General features: G+C 70.0%; 20 protein-coding genes. 9 read left to right on the top strand and 11 right to left on the bottom strand.

All coding sequences use genetic code 11. The features are described 5' to 3' along the window. Positions 1 to 271: 271 nt before the first annotated feature. Positions 272 to 982 carry a ThuA domain-containing protein gene (locus ACLQ3B_RS24000; protein ID WP_425782949.1) on the top strand — a complete coding sequence of 237 codons (711 nt, stop codon included), beginning with the start codon at positions 272 to 274 and terminating at the stop codon, positions 980 to 982. After that, positions 952 to 2,070 carry a Gfo/Idh/MocA family protein gene (locus ACLQ3B_RS23995; RefSeq protein WP_425782948.1) on the top strand — a complete coding sequence of 373 codons (1,119 nt, stop codon included), beginning with the start codon at positions 952 to 954 and terminating at the stop codon, positions 2,068 to 2,070. Before ACLQ3B_RS24000 ends, ACLQ3B_RS23995 begins: the two co-directional genes overlap by 31 nt. A gap of 35 nt (positions 2,071 to 2,105) precedes the next feature. Here ACLQ3B_RS23995 and ACLQ3B_RS23990 read toward each other — a convergent pair whose 3' ends face one another. Together ACLQ3B_RS23990 and ACLQ3B_RS23985 are read right to left on the bottom strand one after the other, a co-directional pair. Continuing rightward, positions 2,106 to 3,605, bottom strand: coding sequence for an FAD-dependent monooxygenase (locus tag ACLQ3B_RS23990; protein ID WP_425782947.1), 1,500 nt, complete (start codon positions 3,603 to 3,605; stop codon positions 2,106 to 2,108). A gap of 122 nt (positions 3,606 to 3,727) precedes the next feature. Continuing rightward, complete coding sequence (locus ACLQ3B_RS23985) at positions 3,728 to 4,348, bottom strand: TetR family transcriptional regulator (protein ID WP_425782946.1); 621 nt, start codon at positions 4,346 to 4,348, stop codon at positions 3,728 to 3,730. A gap of 175 nt (positions 4,349 to 4,523) precedes the next feature. On the opposite strand from ACLQ3B_RS23985, the gene ACLQ3B_RS23980 reads away from it, so the two are divergent. The 3 genes from ACLQ3B_RS23980 (at position 4,524) to ACLQ3B_RS23970 (ending at position 6,441) form a co-directional block, all read left to right on the top strand. Next, positions 4,524 to 4,892 carry a DNA polymerase ligase N-terminal domain-containing protein gene (locus tag ACLQ3B_RS23980; protein WP_425782945.1) on the top strand — a complete coding sequence of 123 codons (369 nt, stop codon included), beginning with the start codon at positions 4,524 to 4,526 and terminating at the stop codon, positions 4,890 to 4,892. A 58-nt stretch (positions 4,893 to 4,950) separates the two neighbouring features. Then, the gene (locus tag ACLQ3B_RS23975) at positions 4,951 to 5,685 is read left to right on the top strand and encodes a VOC family protein (protein ID WP_425782944.1); all 735 of its coding nucleotides are present in this window, start codon (positions 4,951 to 4,953) and stop codon (positions 5,683 to 5,685) included. A 423-nt stretch (positions 5,686 to 6,108) separates the two neighbouring features. After that, positions 6,109 to 6,441, top strand: a complete 333-nt coding sequence (locus ACLQ3B_RS23970) for a TraR/DksA family transcriptional regulator (protein ID WP_266301961.1) — start codon at positions 6,109 to 6,111, stop codon at positions 6,439 to 6,441. Between the two features lie 70 nt (positions 6,442 to 6,511). On the opposite strand, the gene ACLQ3B_RS23965 is transcribed toward ACLQ3B_RS23970, so the two are convergent. The 3 genes from ACLQ3B_RS23965 to ACLQ3B_RS23955 all read right to left on the bottom strand — a co-directional run bounded on the left by ACLQ3B_RS23965 (position 6,512) and on the right by ACLQ3B_RS23955 (position 9,071). Next, positions 6,512 to 7,174 carry a DUF2306 domain-containing protein gene (locus ACLQ3B_RS23965; protein ID WP_425782943.1) on the bottom strand — a complete coding sequence of 221 codons (663 nt, stop codon included), beginning with the start codon at positions 7,172 to 7,174 and terminating at the stop codon, positions 6,512 to 6,514. Positions 7,175 to 7,272: 98 nt separating this feature from the next. Continuing rightward, positions 7,273 to 7,935, bottom strand: a complete 663-nt coding sequence (locus tag ACLQ3B_RS23960) for a response regulator (protein ID WP_425782942.1) — start codon at positions 7,933 to 7,935, stop codon at positions 7,273 to 7,275. Next, a complete protein-coding gene (locus ACLQ3B_RS23955; protein ID WP_425782941.1) occupies positions 7,932 to 9,071 on the bottom strand; it encodes a sensor histidine kinase in 1,140 nt (379 codons plus the stop codon). The genes ACLQ3B_RS23960 and ACLQ3B_RS23955 overlap by 4 nt, the downstream gene beginning before the upstream one ends. Positions 9,072 to 9,316: 245 nt before the next feature. Here ACLQ3B_RS23955 and ACLQ3B_RS23950 point away from each other — a divergent pair, with 245 nt between their 5' ends. Beyond that, positions 9,317 to 10,582 (top strand): prolyl oligopeptidase family serine peptidase, encoded by a 1,266-nt coding sequence (locus ACLQ3B_RS23950; protein ID WP_425782940.1) that lies wholly within the window; start codon positions 9,317 to 9,319, stop codon positions 10,580 to 10,582. Positions 10,583 to 10,653: 71 nt separating this feature from the next. On the opposite strand, the gene ACLQ3B_RS23945 is transcribed toward ACLQ3B_RS23950, so the two are convergent. From ACLQ3B_RS23945 to ACLQ3B_RS23930, 4 genes are all read right to left on the bottom strand, one after another. After that, entirely contained in the window at positions 10,654 to 12,396 is a 1,743-nt protein-coding gene (locus ACLQ3B_RS23945) for an RICIN domain-containing protein (protein WP_425782939.1), read from the bottom strand. A 187-nt stretch (positions 12,397 to 12,583) separates the two neighbouring features. Next, positions 12,584 to 13,102 carry a hypothetical protein gene (locus tag ACLQ3B_RS23940; protein WP_425782938.1) on the bottom strand — a complete coding sequence of 173 codons (519 nt, stop codon included), beginning with the start codon at positions 13,100 to 13,102 and terminating at the stop codon, positions 12,584 to 12,586. A 121-nt stretch (positions 13,103 to 13,223) separates the two neighbouring features. Then, complete coding sequence (locus ACLQ3B_RS23935) at positions 13,224 to 14,870, bottom strand: RICIN domain-containing protein (protein WP_425782937.1); 1,647 nt, start codon at positions 14,868 to 14,870, stop codon at positions 13,224 to 13,226. 8 nt (positions 14,871 to 14,878) lie between these two features. Further along, positions 14,879 to 16,381: a family 43 glycosylhydrolase gene (locus ACLQ3B_RS23930; protein ID WP_425782936.1), complete on the bottom strand. Its 1,503-nt coding sequence runs from the start codon at positions 16,379 to 16,381 to the stop codon at positions 14,879 to 14,881. Positions 16,382 to 16,567: 186 nt separating this feature from the next. Here ACLQ3B_RS23930 and ACLQ3B_RS23925 point away from each other — a divergent pair, with 186 nt between their 5' ends. Beyond that, the gene (locus ACLQ3B_RS23925; RefSeq protein ID WP_425782935.1) at positions 16,568 to 17,065 is read left to right on the top strand and encodes a glutaredoxin domain-containing protein; all 498 of its coding nucleotides are present in this window, start codon (positions 16,568 to 16,570) and stop codon (positions 17,063 to 17,065) included. Between the two features lie 13 nt (positions 17,066 to 17,078). Here the strand turns inward: ACLQ3B_RS23925 and ACLQ3B_RS23920 are convergent, their stop codons facing one another. After that, entirely contained in the window at positions 17,079 to 18,266 is a 1,188-nt protein-coding gene (locus tag ACLQ3B_RS23920) for an amidohydrolase family protein (protein WP_425782934.1), read from the bottom strand. A gap of 313 nt (positions 18,267 to 18,579) precedes the next feature. Between ACLQ3B_RS23920 and ACLQ3B_RS23915 the strand changes: the two genes are divergently transcribed. Both ACLQ3B_RS23915 and ACLQ3B_RS23910 read left to right on the top strand, forming a co-directional pair. Beyond that, positions 18,580 to 18,846 carry a VOC family protein gene (locus tag ACLQ3B_RS23915; RefSeq protein ID WP_425782933.1) on the top strand — a complete coding sequence of 89 codons (267 nt, stop codon included), beginning with the start codon at positions 18,580 to 18,582 and terminating at the stop codon, positions 18,844 to 18,846. A 101-nt stretch (positions 18,847 to 18,947) separates the two neighbouring features. Next, positions 18,948 to 19,901 (top strand): cyclase family protein, encoded by a 954-nt coding sequence (locus ACLQ3B_RS23910; protein ID WP_425782932.1) that lies wholly within the window; start codon positions 18,948 to 18,950, stop codon positions 19,899 to 19,901. On the opposite strand, the gene ACLQ3B_RS23905 is transcribed toward ACLQ3B_RS23910, so the two are convergent. Then, positions 19,879 to 20,727, bottom strand: a complete 849-nt coding sequence (locus ACLQ3B_RS23905) for a CPCC family cysteine-rich protein (RefSeq protein WP_425782931.1) — start codon at positions 20,725 to 20,727, stop codon at positions 19,879 to 19,881. The two genes, ACLQ3B_RS23910 and ACLQ3B_RS23905, sit on opposite strands and share 23 nt — an antisense overlap. Positions 20,728 to 20,743 lie beyond the last annotated feature (16 nt).

Genomic DNA, 20,743 nt, shown 5'->3' with positions numbered 1-20,743 from the left:
TCGTCGCGACGTAACCACGGAGCCACGGCGCGGCCCGCACACCCCACGTAGGGGTCGTGCGGGCCGTACCGCGTTCGGTGTCATCGACGGACTTCGAGCATCCGATCCAACGTCGGCCCGTGCGGGCACGGTGGAATCCCCCACCCGGCGAGCGTCGGCTTCGGCGGCGACCACGGGTACGGTTTCGGTGATCGACACGTATGGGTATCGGCGGCACGTCGCCGGGCGGGAGTGACCAGCCCGCTGTGACGGACCGTGGGAGGGAGCGAGGGTGGCGCAGCGGAGAGCACTTGTGGTCCGGGGCGGTTGGGAGGGACACCAGCCGGTCGAGGCGACGGAGTTGTTTCTCCCCTTCCTCGAACGGAGCGGCTACGCCGTACGGGTCGAGGAGTCGACGGAGATCTACGCCGATGCCGCCGAGATGGCCGAGACCGACCTCGTCGTGCAGTGCATGACGATGTCGCAGATCACCGCGGACCAGGTGGCGGGCCTCAGCGCGGCGGTCATCGCCGGCACAGGCTTCACCGGCTGGCACGGCGGCATCGTGGACTCGTTCCGCGCGTCAGCCGAATACCTGCATCTGGTCGGCGGCCAGTTCGCGACCCATCCGGGCCGGGAGCCGTGTGAGCGCCACGGTGGTGCGGAGGACAACTTCCTGCCGCACACCGTGCGCGTCACCGACCTCGGCCGGGAGCACCCGATCACTGCGGGGATCGAGGACTTCGATCTGGTCACCGAGCAGTACTGGGTGCTGCACGATGACCTGATCGACGTACTGGCCGTGACCACCCACCCGATGCAGGCGTGGCATCCATGGCACCGGCCGGTCACCTCGCCGGCGATCTGGACCCGGCTGTGGGGTGCCGGGCGCATCGTCGTGACCACCCCGGGTCACAGCCTCGACGTGCTGGAGCACGCGGCCGTCCGTACCGTCATCGAGAGGGGGATGGTGTGGGCGACCCGCACCGCGTCGGCGTCATAGGTCTCGGGGTCATCTCCCGTGCGTACCTGGACACACTCGCCGATCACCCGGAGGTGAGCATCGCCGCGGTGGCCGACCTCGACGCCTCCCGGTCGGCCGAGGTCGCCGCCACGATTCCCGGAGCCGAGGCGTTGAGCGTCGAGCGCCTGCTCGCCCGGCCGGACGTGCAGACGGTGCTCAACCTCACGATCCCCGCGGCGCATGCCGACATCTCGCTGGGCGCGATCGACGCGGGCAAGAGCGTGTATGTCGAGAAGCCGCTCGCCGCGACGTTTCCGGACGGCCGCTCGATCATCGAGCGGGCCGCATCGGCCGGTGTCCGCGTCGGCTGCGCGCCGGACACCGTGCTGGGCACGGGTACGCAGACGGCGCGGGCGGCCATCGACGGCGGGCTCATCGGACGCCCGATGTCCGCGTCGGCGGTCATGGTCACTCCGGGGCACGAGCGTTGGCATCCCAATCCCGACTTCTACTACGCCCCGGGCGGCGGCCCGATGCTGGACATGGGGCCGTACTACATCTCGGCGCTCATCCACCTGCTCGGGCCGGTTCGCGCGGTGACCGGAGCCGCCAGCCGTCTGCGCGCCGAACGCGTCATCGGCTCGGGCCCGCGTACGGGTCAGCGGATCCCGGTGGGGGTGGACACCCACCTGAGCGGCGTGCTGGAGCACGCCAACGGCGCACTCTCGACCATCACCACGAGCTTCGACGGCGTCAGGACGACGGCCGCCCCGATCGAGGTGCACGGGGAGAGCGGCACGCTCGCCGTACCCGATCCGAACTACTTCGACGGCGAGGTCCGCCTCTTCGCGCTCGGCGACACCGAATGGCGCGCTCTCGAACCGCGGGCCGGTTACGCCAAGGGTTCCCGGGGCATCGGTCTGATCGACCTGGTCAGGGCCGACGATCAGCGTCCGCCGCGCGCGGGCGGCGACGTCGCGCTGCACGTGCTCGAGACGATGACCAGCCTGCTGCGGTCGGCGGCGGAAGGTCGGCGGATCGAGCTGACGACGGTGGCGCAGCGGCCCGCGCCGGTCCCGCTCACTGCTGTCGACGACTGGAGGGCGTACGACCCAGAGACACGCTGAAGAGGGGCGAGGCGCGCTGGTGGATGGTTTCGTGGTCATCCCGGAAGGCCGAAGTGGTGGGTGAGTGAGGCGTGCAGCGTGGCGGCGTCCCCGGCGGACCAGGCGATGAAGCAGTCGGGGCGTACGAGCAAGGCGGTCGCTGTCGTGCCTTGCAGTGAGCCGGTGACCACGTCGACCCGGCCTCGCCATGGTGCGGCGATCTCGGCGTAGGCACCTGTGGAGTCCAGCAGCAGCGGCCGGGCGGTGCGGGTCAGCTCGGCGAGGCGTGTCGCGCCGTGGTCGGTGTGCACGACCACGTCGGGGGCGCAGCGGCCGGCCAACGGGTCGGCGGGGTCGGCGGGGTAGCGGACGTCCGCACCGGACATCAGCGCCGCGATGTGCCCGGTCACCTCCGGCTTGCGCAGCAGTTCCGCGAAGAGCTCCCGTAAGCCGGTGATCTCGTCGCCCGGGCCGATGAGCGCCGACTGCGCCTGGGTGGACATGACGACCCGTTCGGCGACGGGGCGACGTTCGCTTTCGTATGTGTCGAGCAGGCCCTGCGGTGCCCAGCCGCGCACCGTGGCGGCGAGCTTCCAACCCAGGTTGACCGCGTCCTGCAGGCCCAGGTTGAGGCCGGGGCCGCCGATCGCGGGGTGTACGTGCGCGGCGTCGCCGACCAGCAGCACCCGGCCGGCGCGGTAGCGGCCGGCGATGCGGGTGTTGCGGCCGGTCAGCCGCCGCAGCAGGCCGGGGCCGTCAGGCGCGCCGAGGGGGATGTCGGCGCCGAGCACCCGGGCGCCGCTGGCGCGGAGCTCCGCCAGGTTCATGGGCGTCTCGTCGTTCGTTGACGTGTCGGGCCACTCCGTCGTGCTCAGGAGCGCCGGGCGGCCGGGGAACGGGGCCCAGGCGATCAGGCCACGCGCGGTGCGGGTGTGCTGGAACGGCGGGACGACGCCGTAGCCGGGGGCGCGCAGGCCGCCCGTCTCGGGGTCGAGGGATGACGCGGGCACTGTCACTGTGGCGGTGCGGGAGATCGACCGGTCGTTGCTGACGCCAGGAAAGTCGATGCCGGCGAGGCGGCGTACCGCGCTGCGGCCGCCGTCGGCTCCGACGACGAAACAACTGGTGAGCTGCGTACCGTCGGCGAGGTGGACCTCGACCGCGTCGGTGCGTTGGCGCAGGTCGACGACCTCGTGGCCGCGGCGCAGGTCGACTCCGAGCTCGGCGGCTCGGACGGCGAGACCGGCCTCGAGCTGGGCTTGCGGCACGCCGAGCACGTAGTGCGGGTTCTCCGTGAGCATCGTGAGATCCAGCGGGAACGCGCCGAAGGTGAAGGCTGGTTGGGGGCTCGGCGGGGTGCTCTCCCCGCTGAGCCGCGCGTAGAGGCCGCGCCGGTCGAGCAGGCGGACGACCTGTCCGACGAGGCCGTTGGCGCGCGGCTCGCCGGTGGGCGCGGCGTGGCGTTCGAGGACGACGGGGTGGACGCCGGCGAGGGCCAGTTCGCAGGCGAGCATGAGGCCGTTGGGGCCGGCTCCGACGATGACGACATCGATCATTATCGTGATCCCTTCGGGGTGTGCGTCATCGCCACGGCAGGCGCGGCACGTGGCCGGCCCGCCGCGGGAGTGTGACGCGGCTGGGGACGTGGGTGAGGGTTGAGTCTTGGGCGAGGCGCGGCTCAGCGGGGTGGGGCCGGGAGGCCGGCGGCGACCTGGGTGAAGGCGTCGGTGATGAGGCCTTCGATCGGGGCGGGTGGGTCGGCGCTGTCGAGATAGTGCTGCATGGCGACGGCGACAGCGGCGCTGGCGGCGGCCGCGACGAGCCTCGGATACATGTCGGTGGCGAGGTCGGTGCCGGTGCGTTCGGCGACCGCGGCGGCAAGCTCGGCCTCGGCGACCGCGGTGGCGCGCAGTCGTTCGCCCTGCAGCGCGGGCTCGGCGAGCATGGTGCGTACGCCGGCAACCCACTGGGCATGGGTGGGGGAGGGCATCGCCTCGACCTCGGGGCCGCGCGTGAACTGACCCAGCGCGGCCTGGGTGAGCGCCACCCAGAGCGGCTCGTCGGCGGGACGTTCCCGCAGCGCCGCGGCGGTGCGCAGGCTGCGGTCGAGGTGGCGGGAGGCGATCGCCTCGGCCTTACTGGAGAAGTAGTTGTTGAAGGTGCGCGGGGAGACACCGGCTGCCTCGGCGATGTCCTCGACGCGGACGTTGTCGTAGCCACGCTCCGCAGTGAGGTGGATCGCAGCCCAACCAAGCGCCGCCCGCGTCTCGGCCTTCTTGCGCTCCCGCAACCCCGTCATGCCACCACGCTAGCACTAATTGCGTGACACGCAAAAATGCGTGCCAAGCAAAATCTTGCCGCAGGTCCGGCCGTCGATGCCTTCCCGCGCCGTCGTGAGCCGCGCACAACATCAGGCGTAGCAGGCGTCGTGAGGTGGTCGCGTTGACGGGCGGAAGGGCCGACAGATGCCGACAATGGGAAGGGTGGCACCCGCCTTCGTCCTGCACCACCACCGCAAACCACGACCGCACTTCGACCTGCGGCTCGAGGAGGACGGTGTGCTGCGCTCGTGGGCGGTGCCCCGCGGTCTGCCGGACAGCCCCAGCGACAACCGGCTCGCGATCGCCGTACCGGACCACGACCTCGGTCACCTCACCTACGAGGACGTCGACAAGTCGATCGCCGACATCGGCACCTGGGAGGAGCATGATCGCACCGACCGGCGGATGCTGTTCACGCTGCACGGCCGCACCGGCCGCCGGCGATACGCGCTCATCCGCACCGGCGAGGGGTGGCTGCTGCACCTGACGAAGGAGCAGCCCTCGGACGAGCGCAGAGGGTAGCGCGGGTAGGCGGCGACGACGGTCAGCGGGACCTCGACGCAGGTCCTAACATCGCGGCATGGCGACACGGCTTGTTCAGATCAACATGAAGGCTCGGGACGACTTCGCGCTGGGCGGTTTCTGGGCGCAGGCGCTGGGTTGGGAAATCTCCAGTGAGGGCCCCGGCGTGACCAACCTCGAACCCGAGGGCTTTGTCTACCCTGACCCCGTCGCCGTCTGCGTCGACCTCATCGTCTCCTCGGAGCCCAAGACGGTGAAGAACCGTGTGCACGTGGACCTCGCCACCACCTCGGCGGCCCACCAGGCGCAGGTGGTCGCCCGCCTGACGGATCTCGGCGCAACCGTTGCCGACGTGGGCCAGGGTGACGTGCCCTGGACGGTCATGGCCGACCCGGAGGGCAACGAGTTCTGCGTGCTGGATCCGCGACCGCTCTACCAGGACACCGGACCGATCGCCGCCGTGGTGGTCGACTGCGCGGATCCGCGCGCCATGGCCCGGTTCTGGAGTGCGGCCACGGACTGGACAGTGCACGAGGTCACCGACCAAAGTGCGAGACTGCGCTCCGCCAAGGGCGTCGGCCCCTACCTGGAGTTCGTCAGTACCCCGGACGTGAAGAGCGGGTGGAACCGCGTCCACCTCGACGTCCGTCCGTACCCCGGTGACGACCCGGAGGCCGAGGCAACCAGGCTGCGGAGTCTCGGCGCGACCCCCATCGACCTGGGCCAGGACGTCCCGTGGAGGGTGCTCGCCGACCCGGAGGGCAACGAGTTCTGCCTCCTCACCCCGAGTTGACCAACGGCGACACCGAGCCGACGGAGAACCGGACAGCGTCGACCGAGTTCGGGCAATGGCCCATTGCGGCGCAAGTGGCAGTTCGTGGCCCGAACGAGGGCCCCACCGCGAACGTTGGCATTAGGGCGACCCCGCTCTATGGTGGGGGCATGCCGCCGGTGACCTTCCGCTCGCCCGCCGCCACCGAGGTGGCGGCGGGCGGTGCTGTGCGCGTGCCGACGGCGACCCGTCCCAAGGCCGACATGCGGGTGCCGGTCGTCCGCGCGCCGCACACCGTGTCCACGCACACACAGTCGAGCCCGGTGCGAACCGGCCGAGGCCCACCCGCGGAGTCGTTGCATATCCAGAACGACCGCCAGGGCGAAGCTATCCAAGCTTCGGCCCTTTTTGTTTTTCCCGCCCATTCCCCTCGAAAGGCAGATCATGAGCGTCGATCATCGTCCTACTCTCGACCAGAGTTGGCTGGCTGACCTGCGAGCGTCCCTGGCGGACGACTTCGCCACTCAGACGGCTCGGCTGCGGGAACTGACCGAGCTCAACGCGGACACCGGCGACCCCGGCGAGGCCCACAACCAGGCCGCGCTGTTGCTGGCCACCCGCCAGAACATCGAGCAGATCACCGGTGCGCTGAATCGGATCAGCGACGGCACCTACGGTGCCTGCCACAGGTGCGGCCAGAGCATCCCGGCCGAGCGGCTCGAAATTCTCCCGCACGCTCGCTTCTGCGTGCCGTGCCAGGAGAAGCAGAACAGGTGACGCCCGGGTGTGGCTGCCGCGCCAGCGGCACGGCAGCCACACCGTCACCTGGGAGAGGGGCAACGACCCTTCAGCCCTTCTGCCGCTCGGGCTCCGCTCCGCGCAGGGCCGCCGTGCCGACCGGAGCCGGACGCCGCAGGTACCACTCGGCCACGGCGAGGTTGATCAACCAGCCGGCGACCACCAGCCCGGCCCGGAGGTTCCCGCCGGGCTGTTCGCCGGTCGCAATGAGGTACGGCGCGTGGGTGAACGCCTGGGTACCGGCACCGAGCCCGATCGCGTAGCCGCGCACCATCCACCTGCGGTGCTGGGCGATGTCCCGGCGGAGCACGGCGGTGAGGCCCAGCAGGATCGATCCGGCCATGGCCGAGCCGAAGGCCAATCGCATGCCGGCGAGCACGTCGTTGTCGTGGGCCGGCAGGTCGTACGCGACGGCCATCCACAGGCCGGTGAACGCGACCGTCAGCCCACAGGGGACGAGCACCCGGCCGGCCCGGCGGTGCCAGGAGTGGCGGCGCAGACGGGGCACGAACTGGAACGCGCCGAGGATCGTGTAGAGCACCGCGCCGACGATGTGCAGCACCACCGGCAGCGGATCGGCGACGAAGCGCGCGTTGGCAGGGGTGACCTCCGGTCCGGCGCCCAGCTCGGCGAGGCGTCCCGCGCCGGCGAGCATCGGTATCAGTCCCAGCAGGATCAACACGGCGGGTAGCCGCCACTCGCGCATCGTCATGCCACCGATGGTGGACGCCGCACCCGCCCCCGCTCATCGGCACATGGGCCGCGATCGGGTCGGCCCATGGTCGCGGGCTGTCGTCGTACTTCCGGCGGTCACCAATGCGGACGGCGGCGGTTCGTCTCGTACGCCCACATCGCCACCTCGACCCGGTTACGCACCCCCAGCTTCATCATCAGGCTGGTGACGTGCGACTTGACAGTGCTCAACGTGATGTAGAGCTCGTCGGCGATCTCCTGGTTGGTGCGTCCCCGCGCGACGGCGACCAGCACCTGCTCCTCCCGGTCGGTGAGCGCCTCGACGGGCTGCCTGCGCGGCGCGGCCGGATCCGCGTCGGCGAACGCCTTCAGCAGCCGCGTGGTAACGCTCGGCGCGATAAGCGCGTCCCCGTTGGCGGCCGCGTGCACCGCCTGACTGAGCAGGTCAGGGCCGGCCTCCTTGAGCAGGAAACCGCGGGCGCCGGCCCGCAGCGCTGCGTACACGTACTCGTCGAGGTCGAAGGTCGTGATGACGACCACCGCGAGCGGCTCCGGGACCGTTGGCCCGGCGAGCGCCCGGGTGGCCTCGATGCCGTCCATGCCCGGCATCCGAATGTCGAGCAGACACACGTCGGGGCGGAGCCGTCGGGCGAGCTCGACCGCCTGGCGGCCGTCGCCAGCCCCACCGACGACCTCGATGCCTGGCTGAGTGTTCAGGATGATGGTGAGGCCGGTACGGACGATCTCCTGATCGTCCGCCACGAGCACGCGAACTGTCACTCGCCGGCCCCCTCGCGGGGGAGCACGGCCGTGACGGTCCACCCACGGTCGGGATCGGGGCCGGCCTCGCAGGTACCGCCGAGCAGGTCCGCGCGCTCCATCATGCCCAACAGGCCGAAACCGGGCGAGCCGGTCGGACGGGCACCGCCGGCCTCACCGTCGTCCCTGACCCGCAGGCGTACGGACGTGTCGTCGGCCGCGACGCTGACCTGGATGCGGGTGGCGTGGCGCGCGTGCCGACGGGCATTGGTGACCGACTCCTGAGCCAGGCGGTAGAGCGCGGAACCGACTGTGGGCGGAAGGCCGCCGAGGTCGCCGTGCAGATCCACGTCGACGGTCGGCCCGGTGCGGAACTGGCCAGCGAGCCGCCCGATGTCGGTGATCTGCGGGTTGGGGCCCAGGTCGGCGGGCTCGTTGCGGCGCAGGACGCGGACCATCGCGCGCATCTCGGCAAGCGCGCGAGACGCCTCGGCCTCGATGGTGTGCAGCGCCTCGACGGCGGCATCCGGCTGACTCGCCGACGCGGCGATGCCGGCCTGGGCGCGGATCGCCATCGCCGACACGTGGTGGGCCACCGTGTCGTGCAGGTCGCGGGCGAGCCGTTCACGCTCCAACAGCTTCACCTGATCGAGCTCGCGCAGCCGGGCGGCGGCGCGGAATCGGATCGCGACACCCAACGTGGCGGCGGCGAACATCACCGCGAAACCGGCGATCAGTTCACCGCCGTCGATCGAGCCGCTCACGCCGGCGGCGGTCACCTTGGCCACCACGAAGAATGAACCGAGCACGGCATCCCGGCCGGAGCCCCAGCGGAACAGTGCGTAGACCAGGAGGACCAGGAAGCTCGCCGTGAACAGCTGGCAGGGGTCGCCGGGCAGCAGGAACGGGGCGGCCGTCGTGCAGCCGAACGCGATCACCACCATCGCCAGCGGCGCCGTACGCCGCCACAGGAGCGTGGGCAGCAGCGCGAGTACGACGACGACGCAACCCACCCGCCACGGCAGTTCGGGTCGGAGGACCCCCTCCACCAGGGTCGCCGGCGCGAGGGCTGCGATCACCGCCCAGTCACGCCACACCCGCGACGGGGCAGGTGAGACACGCGGCTCGGCCAACACCGCGTGCAGGCGAGGGTGCATGGGACCCATCGTACGAACCGTGGTGCGACTCCAGATCGTCCCAAAGTACGACCCGGGTGGCCGGTTGCTTGTCGATGATCCCGACTGCGGGAGCTGGAGTCGGCGCGGAGGGCGGCGGCTTCCGGATGGCCGAGGGCCGTACGGCCTGATCACTCGTGGCGGCACCGGTTGCCAGCGGATCTCCACGGCGTTACGTTGAGATGACATCGATGAGCTTCTACATCGCAAGGTATCCGGGGGCCCGCATGTCCACGTCTGTCACTCGCCGCACCGTCCTGACCGGTGGGGCCGGCGCCGCCATCGGCCTGGCTTTGCCCGGCGTCGCCGCCCACGCCGGTGGCCACCATCCCACCAGCGTGAGCTTCACCCTCGACGCGAGAACGCTCGACGGCGGTGAGCAGGTCACCTCGGTCACCCTCGACACCAGCCGGCTCGGGCCGATCGACCCGGCCGGGCTGACCCCCGGCACGTTCACCGTGCACGCCACGGCCACCAGCCCGATCCCGATCGCTCCCGGCGATCAGATCTTCAGCGAGTACGACCTGGACCGCACGGTGACCGCGGCCCGGCTCGACCGGCGCGGAAACATCGTGCTGGAGCTGAGCCACGCCGAAGGTCAACCCGGCGGTGGCACCCTCGGCTACATCCTGAGCAGGGGCCGCAACGTCCAACTGGACCTCGTCTACACCATCACGCAGAACACCCCCATCGTCCGGCGTCACGGCTCACCGGTCACCATCGGCCGCTTCGTGCAGGCAGGGCTGTCGAACCCCGAGGTGGACGCCTTCAGCCACCACGTCTCGGGCTCGGGTATGAAGTACCGGCTGTACTCTCCCGACCACTCGTCCCGGCACGGCCGGCGGCCGCTGATCGTCTGGCTGCACGGCGGGGGCGAGGGCGCCTCACTGCCCGACGACTACTACGACAACGAGACCACGCTGCGCGCCAACCGCGGAGCGCTCGGCTTCGCCACTCCGCAGGCTCAGCGGATCTTCTCCGGCGCGTACGTCGTCGCGCCGCAGAGCACCTCCTACTGGATGGAGGATGGCCCCCGGTTCGCCCCGCTGATCCGCGAGATCGTTCGAGACCTCGTACGCCGCGAGCGTGTCGACCCCGACCGGATCTACGTGGTCGGTTGCAGCAACGGTGGCTACATGTCCCTGGAGATGACCTCGACCTACCCCGACCTGTTCGCCGCGTCGGTGCCGATCTGCGGCGTCGTCGAGCCGCTCAGTGGGGAGGGCCCGCCGCTGATCACCGACGCGGAGCTGGCGAAGATCCGGACCCCGACCTGGCTGGTCACCTCGCGCGACGACGACACCGTGCCACCCGAGACCAACACCATCCACGCCCACGAGCTCATCCGGGGTTCGCTGCTCAGCCTGTACGACCACGTCGTCTGGAACGGCTACCAGTTCCCCGGCCACTGGTCCTGGATCTACGTCGCCCGCAACGACCCGAGCCTCGACGGCACCCACATCTGGCAGTGGATGGCCCGCCGAAGTCGGTGATTCCGCCGCCGAGCGACACGGGAGTTCGGCTCCGGGCCGACCAGGTGAGGTCGACCCGGAGCCGCTGACGCTCAGCTGACCTTGGTCAGGCGCCAGTTGTTCCTGGTGCTCCCGTTGTCGGCGTACTGGACGGCCTGGGTGCCCAAGGTGCTGGATCCGTTGAGGATGGCGAGCACCTTGCCGCTGTTGACGTTGCGGATCCGGTAGGAGCCGTCGCTGTTGGCCACCAGGGTCCAGCGGTGGTCGGCGGTGCCGTTGTCGCTCCACTGCAGGACGCGGGCGTTGTCGGCTGTCGACATGTTCTCGACGCCGAGGACCTTGCCGCTGTTGACGTTGCGGAACCGGAACGCGTTGCCGTCGGTGACCCGGACCCAGTTGTGGTCGGCGGTGCCGCTGTCACTCCAGACCACGGCCAGACCACCGTCGGCGGTGGACATGTTCTGGACGCCGAGAACCAGGCCGGTGTCGACGTTGACCAGCTTGTAGGTGCCCTCGGGGCTGCTGGTGCCGCTCACGTTGGTCACGAACGTCATCACGCTTCGAGCGGGGAGGGTGACGGTGAGCGAGCCGTTCGACATGCTCAGCGCGCTCTGGGGCGCCACGGTCCTGCTCCCGTCGGTCAGCCAGTTCGAGACGCTGCCGGACGCGGTGGCGTTGGACAGGGTGAACTGCTGGCTCACCGCCGAGGTGTTCTTGTTGACGGCGACGATGACGACTGTGTCGCCACCCCGGTACGCCGAGACGTAGACGTTCGACGCGGGGTTCGCCGTCGCGTCGATGCGTACGTATCCGGGGCGAACGAACCTGGCGAAGTGCGCCATCATGGCGCCACGCTTGCTGATCTGGCCGTCCTCGCGCATGGGGCCGTAGCTGCGCCGGAGGTACCACCAGACGTACGCCTGGAACTCGGCGTCCACCATGGCGCGGTGGATGTGTTCGCCCACGTCCAGCGCCTCGGGCCAGGCGTCACCCGAATTGGTGTTGCTGTTCGGGTAGTAGACCTCGGTCATCCAGAGTTCCTTGCCCGCGCCCTTCTGCTTGAAGAGGGGGTAGGCGAAGTTCGAGTACGACGTGCCGTAGAGGTGCGCCCCGATGATGTCCACGTTGGCGAGCGCCGTGGAGTCGTTGAGGATCGGGTCCGACACGGACTTCACGTACTGGAAGGACTCCGGCGCGATGACCCTGGTGCTGATCGAGCCGGCGTTCTCCCGCAGGAAACGGAGCATCTCGGTGTTCGTCCACCACGTCCACTCGGCCGCGTAGTCCGGCTCGTTCTGCACCGATATGGCGTGCAGGTTCACCCCGTTGTTGCGCATGTACGTGGTGAAGTCGTTCAGGTGGGTGGCGTAGGCGCCGTACGAGCTGTAGCGCAGCCGCTTCGCGTTGGTCTGGCTGCCGCGGGTGAAGGTCTCGATCATGCTGGCCGGCGGGTTCCAGGGCGACGCGAAGACGGTGACGCCGAGCGCGACGGCGCGCTGCGCCGTCGCCAGGTCACGGCTCCAGTCGGCCTGGTTCTCGTTGACGGGGATCCTCAGCAGGGAGAACCCCAACCGGCCCTCGCCGGTGCCGAACGCCGTGTCCCGCTGGGCGGCGGTCAGGTCGCCGATCCAGGCCGCGTGGGCCATGGCGCCGAAGCCCCGGATGGTCTGCCGCGTCGCGGACGGGTTGATGCTCGCCGGTGCGGCGACGGCTTCCGTGGCCCCGACGACCGTCGCGACCGCTGCGACAGGTACGGCCCCCATCGTCGTCAGGATGGTTCGCCGGGTCAGCCGTTTCCGTTCGCCGGTCACCGGCTCATTCTGATCGTGCGTCATTGTCGTGTCCTCCTGGGTGGTGGTGGTGCGCGCCTGCTCGGTCCCGTTGGCCCGGTCGGCACCGGTCTGCTGCGCTTCTCACGGGGTTCACCGTGGTTCGACGACCGCTCCGGCTCCGATTGATCGTCACAACTGTTAACGCTAACAGAATTGTTACGCGTCCGACATCGACTGGGCTGGATCACTGCTAGCGCCGTAGCTCGCGCAACACGCCGTGCCGGCGCACCGCCCACGCGAGGCGTCGGACGCGCGGGTGCCACACGAACAGCACCACCGCGCGGCGGATCAGGCCGAACCGGTTGTCGCTCATCTGGTTCTCGACCGCCTGCCAGATCAGCTCGCGCACCTTGGCGCTGGCCAGCACCGCCCGCACCTCACGCCGCACCGCGGGGTCCTCGGCCGCCGACGTGATGGCGGCGGCCTGACCCGGCCGGTCCGCGAGCGGCTCCACCGCCGCCGCGACCAGCGGTCTGCGTACCTCGTCCTGCTCCAGCAGCAGCAACACCGCCTCCCGAATCTCGACCGTGTCCAGGGCGGACCGCAGCAGGCTCAGCAGGCTGCGCTCCACCTCGTGGTCATGGTCCGGGACGGACAGCGTCGCCAGCAGCCCCGCGATCTCCTCGAGATCGACGACGTGTCGCACCCCGGTGCGGAACTCCGGCAGCTCCCACGCGACCTGCAGGGCCTTGACGAGATTGCGGTTCATGGGCCATCCGCTACCCGCAAGCGCCGGCCGGTGAAACCCCGCGACCGGCCCGGGCGGCGCCACCAGCCACGATCCGGCCCGAGAGCGGCCGCCCGAGCCCGGGCGGCCGCTCCTCACCGGGTCAACACCAGGTCAGCGTCGAATTGATCCGCGTGACGTTGCTGATCGTGTTGTTCGCTCCACCGCAGGGGCTCTGGGTGATGTTGGTGCCGCTGACGGTCAGATTCTGGAACCGGATGCCGGACGAGATCGGGAACTCGCTCCGCGCCGCGATCCGCACCTCACCACCGCCGGTCACCGTGCCGGACACCCCGGCGATCACGACGTTGTAGCAGTTCTCCACCAGGATCGCGTTGTTCCCCGTGTTCGAGATCGTCACCCGGTCGATGACCGCGCCGCCGGACTCGGACACGCAGAAGATCCCCCGACCACCGCCGGACGCCAGCACGGTGCCGACCCGGATGTTCGTCGGGTACGAGTTGCCCACCCGGCCGTTGCGGTTGGCCATCCGGAACGCCGCGTACCCGGTCCCGGCCCCGGCACCCTGCGCGTCGACCGTGCCGACCGTGGCGTTGATCGTGTCGTTGAGCAGCAGACCGGAGTCCCGGGTGTTGCGCGCCGTGACTGTGCCGATCGTCAGACCGTCCACGCCGTACGTCTCCACCCCGTGTGTACCGGTCCCCGACACGTACACGTTGTCGATGCGGATGTTGCGCACCTTGACCGCTCGATCCCCACCGTGGTTGTCGATGCGTACGCCCAGACCCGCGGAGAGTCGTATGTCGATCTGCCCGAGGGTCAGGTTGTTCACGTTGCGCATGAAGATCCCGTACAACGGCGCACCGGTAAGCGTGAGGTTCTGCACCTCGACGTCAGTGGTTCCCCGCGAGTACACCGGCGCCTGGTCGCCCGAGCCCGACCCGGTCACGTTGATCGTGCCGCACACGGCCAGGGTCGTGTACGACGGCAGCGACAACCGCGAGCCCGCGCTCATCGAGCCGGAGCCGCGAACCACCACCCGCTGCTTCGACGTCCGACCCGCCGACAGCGAGTTGACCGCCGCCTGCATCGCCGACAGCATGTCCGAACCCGAGTAGACAGTCGACGAGCCATTGCGGGACGTCCAGGTGCTGCCGCTCAGTACGGCCTCGGCGTTGCTCGACCCGCTGCCACACCCGCTGCCACCGCTGACTACCGCGACCAGCTGCCACTGCTGGTTCGCCCCGTTGAGGTCGGCGTACTGACTGATCCGGCCACCGTCGGCGGTGGACCGCTCCCAGACCTCAAGCGCCTTGGCGGAGTGGCGGTTGATCAGCCGGACATAGCCGCCGTCGGAGTCGAGAACCCGGAACTGCTGGTTGGTGCCGTTCTGATCGGCATACTGGCGGTACTCGGCGCCGTCGGCGGTGTTCCACTCCCAGAGGTCGACGACCTTGCCGCTGTGCCGAGCCTTCAGGCGGTAGTAGCCACTGCCGGAGGAGACGAACTGGAACTGTTGCCACGCGCCGTCGTTACGGGACCACTGCTGGATCACCGCGCCGTCCGCCGTCGAGGTGTCCCGGACGTCGAGGACCTTGCCGCTGTTGCGGTTGACCAGGACGTAGTAGGCGTTGGTGTCGATGCTCGCCGCCGTTGCCGGCGGTGCGCCTACCAGTACGGCAGCGGCCGCGCCGACCAGCGTGGTGATCATGGCGAGCGCCAGGCCGGTACGCCGACCGCGACGAATCGACCCGCCGCCGGACGGTCTTCTCGTGCTGGTGAAGCGCATCGCTCCTCCTACTCCATGTGGAAGGTGGCCGAGGCGCGGTCGGCGCTCGAACTGACCGCCTCGATGTAGAGCAGTCCGTCGCGGTGGCGTACGTGGCGGCCCGGGAAGTTCTGCGACTCCAGGGAGATCCCGGCGCTGTCGGCGAGACCGGCTTGTCGACGGAAGCTCGCATCGCCGCCGAAGAGCGCCGAACCGTCGTTCTTCTCGACGTACAGGGCGTAGCCCCGGTGGCGCAGGTAGTACCCGGGGAAGTTTGTCGACTCCAGCGACACCGATCCACCGCCGGCGAGGCCGGTGACGATGCGGAACTGCGAGTCGGCCAGGTTTGTCACGTTCGGCTCGATCCGCGCCCGGTAGTCGTAGTGCCGGATGTAGCTGCTGGCCTGGTCGTGGGACCGCAACCGAACCGGGGTGGCCCCGTCGGCCACCGGGATGCCGAAGTTCGGGGTGCCGTCGGCGTTCCAGTACACCTTCTGCAGCCGGGTGCGTCGGTTCGGGTCGTTGAGCGGATCACCACTGATGTCGCGGTAGTTCCGGTCGTGGTAGACGAGGATGTCGCTCTGCCCGTCCTCGGAGACGGTGAACGAGTTGTGGCCGGGGCCGTACTGGCTGGTGGCCGCGTTGCTGGCGAACACCGGGCTGGGGCTCTTGCTCCAGGAGGTGGCGTCGAGCAGGTTCGCGGTGGCCGAGGCGCTCAGCATCCCGAGGCAGTAGTTGGCGTCCGTGGCGCTGGCCGAGTAGGTCAGGAAGATTCGACCGTTGCGTTGGATCACCGCCGGCCCCTCGGCGACCCGGTAGCCGCGGGTCTCCCAGTCGTACGTCGGCACGACGAGGCGGGTGACCGTCCCGGTGATCTGCCACGGGTTGGCACCCATTCGGGCGAGGTAGACGTTGGAGTTGTTGGACGTGCTCGGTTCCTGTTGCGCCCAGGTCAGGTAGCGCACCCCGTTCGCGACGAAGGTCGAGGCGTCCAGGCTGAAGGTGTCCCAGGGTGTCGTGATCCGGCCGCGTTCGGTCCACGAACCGGTCAGCGGGTTGGCGTTGGCGTTCTCCAGCACGTACATCCGGATCCGCCACACGTCATCGGTCCGGCCGGCGGCGAAGTAGACGTACCACTTGTTGTTGATGAAATGGATCTCCGGTGCCCAGATGTGGGCGCCCATCTCTCCGCTGGTGTGCCGGCTCCAGATCGTCGTCTCCGCCGCCGTTGCCAACCCCTGCAGGGTGGTGGCTCGTCGCAGCACGATCCGGTCGTACTGCGGCACCGTCGCGGTCAGGTAGTAGTAGCCGTCGGTGTGCCGGAAGATGTGCGGGTCGGCCCGCTGGTTCACCAACGGGTTCGTGTAGGCGACGGGCGGTGCGGCGTGCGCCGGCCCGGTCACGGGCAGGCCGGCCGACACGGCGAGCACCACCAACACCGCGGCCAGCACCGACCGCAGACGCCGAGGGCCACCGCGGCCGGCAGGCCCTCGGTGGGTGATCGGATCGGTGGGAGCGAGTGGCAGCGGCATCTGTCCTCCGCGAGATTTGGAACGGCCATTGATCAGCACAGGGACACCGCCGCGATGCCGAAGCCGATCCGGTCGACGCCACACGGGCAGGACCGGGAAAGACGCACGAGGGGCTGGGAATGTGACGGTGGCGTTGCATCCAGGTGGCGGATTTATGTTGGCGTTAACATCGATACATGTCAAGGCGTGTCACCCGCCCACCTGGCCGGCGCAGCGGCCGCCGGCGTACCCGGGAGTAGTGTGCTCGACGTGCTGCGACGGTGGATGCTGGCGATCCTGATGGTGACGTGCGGCGTGCTGGTGGCGGGGTCGCAACTGGCCGCCGGTCTGCCCGTCGTCGGCGGCGTCGAGTTGTTGGTCTTCCTGGTGTTGGCCCTGCTGCTGTCGCCGTGGGCCTTTCCCCGCTCGGTGGGCGCCGCCGAGGCGCAGCGGGCCAGCGCGGTGGACGGCCGGCCGATCGTGTACTGGCGTCCCGGCTGTCGCTACTGCCTCCAGCTCCGCTTCGCCCTCGGCCGGCTCGCCGGACGGGCGCACTGGGTGGACATCTGGCACGACCCGGCCGCTGCTGCCGCCGTCCGGGCGGTGGCCGGCGGCAACGAGACAGTGCCCACCGTCGTGCTCGGCGATCAGGCGGTCGTGAACCCCGACCGGGCCTGGGTCCGCGAGCAGCTCCGCTCACCCTGACCCTACGACACCCCTAACTCACCAGGTCGCCGGCGCGATACACGGCGAGCGGGCGGCGCAACGCCGTGACGTCGGTCGTCGGGTCGCCGTCCACGATCAGCAGATCGGCCTCGAACCCGGCGCGCACACGGCCCTTGCGTCGCCCCAGGCCACACACCTCGGCGCCGACCGAGGTGGCCGAGGCGAGGGCGGCGGTGGCGGGGATGCCGCAGGCCACGTACTCGACGAGCGTCTCAGGCAGGATCCCGTGCGGCTTCGCGGGGCCGAGGCCCGCGTCCGAACCGGCCACCAGGCGGACCCCGGCCCGCTGCAGGGTGGCGGCGCCATCCCGCAGCGCGGCCTCGCTGAGCCCGGCCCGCGCCGCCATCTCCACCACCTCCGGTGGCGTGACCACGGCCGGGTCGGTGCCGAGCGTGGCGCAGACCGCCACCCCGGACGCCGCCAGGCGGTCCGCCAGCTCGCCAGGGACGCGGGCGCCCGCCGCCGTCACGCAGGTGCAGTGCTCGATGCCGTCCACGCCGACGCGCAGCGCCTGCTCGACCGCGCTGAGCGCGTGCGCGTGCGCGGTCACCGGCAGACCCAGATCATGAGCCTCGGTCAGGGCGGCGGTCAGTTCCTCGTCGGTGAACTGCGGCCTCGTGGTGTCGGTGCCGGGGGTGAACGCCCCGCCGCTCGCCATGATCTTCACCAGATCGGCGCCGGCCGCCGCCCGCAGGCGTACGGCCTCGCGGACCCCGTCGACGCCGCTCACCTCGCCCCCCAACGACCAGCAGTGCCCGCCGACGCTGGTGAGCGGTGCACCCACCCCCAGCACCGTTGGTAGGTCGTTGCGTACCCCCCGATCCCGCCACCGGAGCACCGCGCCGCGCCGGTCGCCCAGGTCCCGGACCGTCGTGACGCCGGCCGCCAGGTGCAAGCGCAGTGACGCCTCGACGACCGCGTCGAGGTCCGACTCGGAACGCTCGGCGAGCCGGCCGAGCGCATCGGGCCCGGCGTCGGCGCACAGGTGCACGTGCGCATCGATCAAGCCGGGCAGCACAGTGCCGTTCGGCTCCTCGCGCACCGGCCAGCCCTCCGGCGCCTCGGCCCCACCCCGGTGTACGTCGGCGATGCGTCCGTCGTCGAGCAGGACCAGCACCCCGCCGTCCACGAGCCGCTCGCCGTCGAACATCCGGGCCACCCGGACAGCATGCTTCGTCATCGTCACCCCAACCGTCCCGCTCGGTCACCGTCGCCGCCGCCGACGTCCCGCGATGTCCTCGTCCGCTGGCGGCTCCGGTCAGGACCTGACCATCGCACCGCCAGGAGCGCACAGCCTCCCTCGCCAGAGCGAAATCTCGTCCCCCTGTCGGGTTGCCGGCCCGCCCGTACGTCCCTGCGGGTTCGGGCGCCTGAAGGGGGAGTCGGGACATCCCGCCGCAGTGGCGTCGTCGCCACCATCTGCGGGGGATACCGACGCGCCCGACTTTCCGCGCCACTCGGCTGACGACAGGAGGACGAGCAGCCCGTTGATCATGAAGTTCTTCAACAGCTACCTCATCATCAACGTCGAGGGCGGTCCGACGGACGACAAGCCGACCGTGCAGGCCAAGGCACCGGCCGACTCCAACACCCTGAGCTGCGCGATGAACGTCCGGGTCCGGGACATTCGGAAACTCTGCGAGGAGTGGAAGTCCCGGGGCGCGGACTTCCTCACCGAGCCGAAGGACCACGGTACGGAGATCCGCTGCTACCTGCGCGACCCAGACGGATATCTGGTCGAGATCGGACAAGGTCTCTGACGGTACCGCTCGGCGCTGCTGCGGTCGTCCGTCGATCAAGCGGCGGGATACCCTGACCTGCGGTGCTTCGAAACCGTGTGACCAGAGGAGTCGATGCTGACATGACGGCAGGGCGAGCGATGCCGACCCAGGACGACGTGCTCGGGTACTTCGACACGTTGTCGAACTGGGGGCGCTGGGGCGACGACGACGAACTCGGAACCCTGAACCACATCACCGACGACGTGCGGCTGGCTGCGGCGCGGGCCGTGCGTCATGGCAGGAGCGTGTCCTGCGCCTGGGAGGTTGCCGCACCGGGAGACATGGAGCGGACCACGACGGCCTGCCCGTGCACCGCCGACATGCCGGGCGCCGAGAACATGCCTCCGGCCTTCCACGCCGACCGGCGCTGGGGCTTCTCGTCCGAGCGGCTCGGCATCTCGTTCCACGGCAACACCATCACCCACCTCGACTCGCCGTGCCACATCTTCTGGGACGGCAAGATGTACAACGGGCGCTCCCACTCGTTGGTCGACGCCGCGACGGGCTCAGCGTGGGCGACCGTCACGGCGGCGGCGAACGGGATCGTCACGCGTGGTGTCCTGCTCGACGTTGCCGGGGCCCGCGAGGTGCCGTGGTTGGAGCCGGGGCAGGGCGTGTTCCCCGACGACCTCGAGGAGGCCGAGCGTCGCCAGGGTGTGCAGGTGCGACCCGGTGACGCGGTACTCCTGCGGACCGGCTACGGCCGCTTCCGGCACGAGAACGGTGCGGCCAGCGGTTTCACGCAGGCCGGCTGGCACGCGTCCTGCCTGCCGTGGCTGCAGGAACGGGGAGTGGCGCTGATCGGGGCCGACTCTCCCCAGGACGTTCAGCCGTCGGGGTACGACGACGTGTTGATGCCGGTCCACGCCGTGAGCCTCGTCGCGATGGGTCTGTGGATGCTCGACAACTGCGACCTGGAGGCGTGCGCGACGACGGCCACCGAGCTCGGCCAGTGGGACTTTCACCTGGCAGTCGCGCCGGTCCGCTTCGCCGGCACGTCCGGCAGCCCGATCAACCCGATCGCCACCTTCTGACCACGGGTGCTGCGTCTGCCGGCGCATCGGGATCGCCGGACCATCGTGTGAAGATCGAAGCGGTGATGTAGTAGCCGCCTTGACTGTTCACGGTCGCCACGTGCAGATCTACCGAGGTCGGCGTGACCTTCAGCAGGTGGGCGTCCCAGTCCTGGTAGCGAAGGTCCCGCAGCCACACATCTTCGAGTTCCGCTGCGACCTGGTGCGGCGATGCGGCTTGTTCGGCGAGGCAGTAGGCGGTCAGTTGACGGGCAGGATCCGCGCTGCTCGACACGGTCACCTGCCGGATCGATCGGCAGCGCCAGAGGTAGTGGTCGAAGTCGACCTCCATGCCGGAGAGGTTGTCAGGATCGGCAGGTGGCGTCGCGTCGGCGACAGCACGCACGGCAGTGACGAATTCGGTGACCCGACTGTCGCCGTTGTCGCCGCAGGTGAGGGCACTGGGTGTGACGTCCTCCCACCACGCTCGCGCGGTGCGGTGCCGCCACCAGTACAGGACCGTCCGATCGGCGGGCCACGGGGCCAGGCTCCCGCCGCGTGGCTCAAACCGGTCGCGGCGATCATCGATGCGCCGCCAGAAGTGCTCCCGCTCGAAACCGGCTACGTCGGCGCGGGTTTGCGTACCGGCATCAGGGCTGGACGCGAACGGAGTGACGCTCCTCTGGGCATCGAACAATGAGCGTTCGTTCGCACCGCCCGCCCGATACGGCCAACGGAGTTGGTGGACGTCGTCCTCCCACCCGCACACCGGACAGATCTCATGGGATCCCGGTGGATCGGAGAGGGTGCGATATCCACAGCACACACAGGGGTAGGCGGGCTCCATGCCGCTAAGCGTGCAC

The sequence above is a fragment of the Micromonospora sp. DT53 genome (assembly GCF_049841535.1).
Taxonomy (GTDB): Bacteria; Actinomycetota; Actinomycetes; order Mycobacteriales; family Micromonosporaceae; genus Micromonospora.
This window is presented reverse-complemented; position numbering and strand designations above follow the sequence as displayed.

What these genes read in the sequence shown, in the direction of transcription:
- ACLQ3B_RS23990 (WP_425782947.1), bottom strand. Translation starts at nt 3,605, where the DNA reads ATGATCGATGTCGTCATCGTCGGAGCCGGCCCCAACGGCCTCATGCTC.
- ACLQ3B_RS23985 (WP_425782946.1), bottom strand. Translation starts at nt 4,348, where the DNA reads ATGACGGGGTTGCGGGAGCGCAAGAAGGCCGAGACGCGGGCGGCGCTT.
- ACLQ3B_RS23980 (WP_425782945.1), top strand. Translation starts at nt 4,524, where the DNA reads ATGGGAAGGGTGGCACCCGCCTTCGTCCTGCACCACCACCGCAAACCA.
- ACLQ3B_RS23975 (WP_425782944.1), top strand. Translation starts at nt 4,951, where the DNA reads ATGGCGACACGGCTTGTTCAGATCAACATGAAGGCTCGGGACGACTTC.
- ACLQ3B_RS23970 (WP_266301961.1), top strand. Translation starts at nt 6,109, where the DNA reads ATGAGCGTCGATCATCGTCCTACTCTCGACCAGAGTTGGCTGGCTGAC.
- ACLQ3B_RS23965 (WP_425782943.1), bottom strand. Translation starts at nt 7,174, where the DNA reads ATGACGATGCGCGAGTGGCGGCTACCCGCCGTGTTGATCCTGCTGGGA.
- ACLQ3B_RS23955 (WP_425782941.1), bottom strand. Translation starts at nt 9,071, where the DNA reads ATGCACCCTCGCCTGCACGCGGTGTTGGCCGAGCCGCGTGTCTCACCT.
- ACLQ3B_RS23950 (WP_425782940.1), top strand. Translation starts at nt 9,317, where the DNA reads ATGTCCACGTCTGTCACTCGCCGCACCGTCCTGACCGGTGGGGCCGGC.
- ACLQ3B_RS23945 (WP_425782939.1), bottom strand. Translation starts at nt 12,396, where the DNA reads ATGACGCACGATCAGAATGAGCCGGTGACCGGCGAACGGAAACGGCTG.
- ACLQ3B_RS23940 (WP_425782938.1), bottom strand. Translation starts at nt 13,102, where the DNA reads ATGAACCGCAATCTCGTCAAGGCCCTGCAGGTCGCGTGGGAGCTGCCG.
- ACLQ3B_RS23935 (WP_425782937.1), bottom strand. Translation starts at nt 14,870, where the DNA reads ATGCGCTTCACCAGCACGAGAAGACCGTCCGGCGGCGGGTCGATTCGT.
- ACLQ3B_RS23930 (WP_425782936.1), bottom strand. Translation starts at nt 16,381, where the DNA reads ATGCCGCTGCCACTCGCTCCCACCGATCCGATCACCCACCGAGGGCCT.
- ACLQ3B_RS23920 (WP_425782934.1), bottom strand. Translation starts at nt 18,266, where the DNA reads ATGACGAAGCATGCTGTCCGGGTGGCCCGGATGTTCGACGGCGAGCGG.
- ACLQ3B_RS23915 (WP_425782933.1), top strand. Translation starts at nt 18,580, where the DNA reads ATGAAGTTCTTCAACAGCTACCTCATCATCAACGTCGAGGGCGGTCCG.
- ACLQ3B_RS23910 (WP_425782932.1), top strand. Translation starts at nt 18,948, where the DNA reads ATGACGGCAGGGCGAGCGATGCCGACCCAGGACGACGTGCTCGGGTAC.
- ACLQ3B_RS23905 (WP_425782931.1), bottom strand. Translation starts at nt 20,727, where the DNA reads ATGGAGCCCGCCTACCCCTGTGTGTGCTGTGGATATCGCACCCTCTCC.